Annotated in this window: 1 protein-coding gene and 2 pseudogenes; all 3 read left to right on the plus strand. The window is 65.7% G+C overall.

Translation table 11 applies throughout. From position 1 onward, the window contains the following. Positions 1 to 383 (plus strand): annotated as a pseudogene (locus EN781_RS31910) (heme ABC transporter ATP-binding protein); the annotation flags it as partial. After that, positions 380 to 1,519, plus strand: coding sequence for an ABC transporter permease (locus EN781_RS31915; protein WP_126058352.1), 1,140 nt, complete (start codon positions 380 to 382; stop codon positions 1,517 to 1,519). The pseudogene EN781_RS31910 and the gene EN781_RS31915, both read left to right, overlap by 4 nt. A gap of 1 nt (position 1,520) precedes the next feature. Beyond that, a pseudogene (locus EN781_RS31920) lies at positions 1,521 to 1,700 on the plus strand (ABC transporter permease); the annotation flags it as partial.

Consider the following 1,700-nt stretch of genomic DNA (forward strand, 5'->3'; position numbering starts at 1 on the left):
ACGCCAAGGACAAGATCGCCAAATACGACATCCGCCCCGCCGACTGCCGGCTGAAAACGGCCAATTTCTCCGGCGGCAACCAGCAGAAGATCGTGCTGGCGCGGGAAATGGAGCAGGATCCGGGCGTGCTGATCGTCGGCCAGCCGACGCGCGGCGTCGATGTCGGCGCAATCGAATTCATCCACAAGCGGCTGATCGCCATGCGCGACCAGGGCAAGGCGGTGCTGGTGGTGTCGGTCGAGCTGGACGAGATCCGCTCGCTCTCCGACCGCATCCTGGTGATGTTCGCCGGCCGCATTGTCGGCGAGCGCGGTCCGGAAGCGACAGAAGGCGAGCTCGGCCTGCTGATGGCCGGCGTCGAGCAGCGGGAGGCCGCGGAATGAGCACGCCCTACGCCAAGCTTCCGGCCTGGGCCGATTACGGCCTGATCCCGGTGATCAACCTGTTCGTCGCCTTCGTCGTCGCCGGCTTCGTGGTGGTCCTGGTCGGAGAAAACCCGTTCCGCGCCGCGGTCATCCTGGTCCAGGGCGCCTTCGGCAAGGGGACGGGCATCGCGTTCACGCTCTTCTACGCCACCACCTTCATCTTCAGCGGGCTGTCGGTGGCGGTCGCGGCGCATTGCGGCCTGTTCAACATCGGCGGTGAGGGCCAGGGCTACATAGCCGGGCTCGGCATCGGCGTCGTCTGCCTCGCCTTCGACAGCATTCTGCCATGGTGGCTGACCTTTCCGCTGGCAATCGTCGCCGCCGCGGCGATGGGGGCGCTGTGGGCGCTGATCCCGGCCTATCTGCAGGCCCGGCGCGGCTCGCACATCGTCATCACCACCATCATGTTCAACTTCATCGCCGCCAGCGTCATGGTCTACGCGCTGGTCGGCTTCCTGAAGCCGCTCGGGTCGATGGCGCCGCAGACGCGCACCTTCCTCGACGGCGCGCAATTGCCGAAGCTCAACTGGGTGATCGAACTGTTCGGCGCCAAGATTCGCTCGGCGCCGCTCAACGTCTGCTTCCTGCTTGCGCTGCTGATGGCGTTCCTGGTCTGGCTGCTGATCTGGCGCACCAGGCTGGGCTACGAGATGCGCACCTATGGCCACAGCCCGAAGGCGGCGCGCTATGCCGGCATTTCGGAAACGCGAATCGTCATTGTCGCGATGATGATCTCGGGCGCGCTGGCCGGCATGATGGCGCTGAACCCGACCATGGGCGACCAGCACAATGTCGCGCTCGATTTCGTCTCCGGCGCCGGTTTCGTCGGCATCGCGGTGGCGCTGATGGGACGTCTGCATCCGGTCGGCATCGTGCTGGCGGCGATCCTGTTCGGCATGCTCTACCAGGGTGGCGCCGAGCTTGCCTTCGAGATGCCGGCGATTTCGCGCGACATGATCGTCATCATCCAGGGCCTGGTCATCCTGTTCGCCGGCGCGCTCGAACATATGTTCCGGCCCTATGTCCAGGCGCTGTTCGCTTCGGTCAGCCCAAAAGCGGTCGGCATCGAAGCGGTCAAGGGGAAGGGCGCCTGAGATGGATTTCTTCATCGCCATTGTGCAGATACTCGACTCGACCATCCGCCTGTCGGTGCCGCTGCTCCTGGCATGCCTCGCCGGCCTCTATTCGGAGCGCGCGGGCGTCTTCGATATCGGGCTCGAGGGCAAGATGCTTGTCGGCGCCTTCGCCGGCGCCGCCGCCGCCTCGGTGCTGCAC

The organism is Mesorhizobium sp. M4A.F.Ca.ET.090.04.2.1, from assembly GCF_003999085.1.
Taxonomy (GTDB): domain Bacteria; phylum Pseudomonadota; class Alphaproteobacteria; order Rhizobiales; family Rhizobiaceae; genus Mesorhizobium.

Excerpts from the sequence above, each read along its gene's own strand:
- EN781_RS31915 (WP_126058352.1), top strand. The coding sequence starts at position 380 with ATGAGCACGCCCTACGCCAAGCTTCCGGCCTGGGCCGATTACGGCCTG.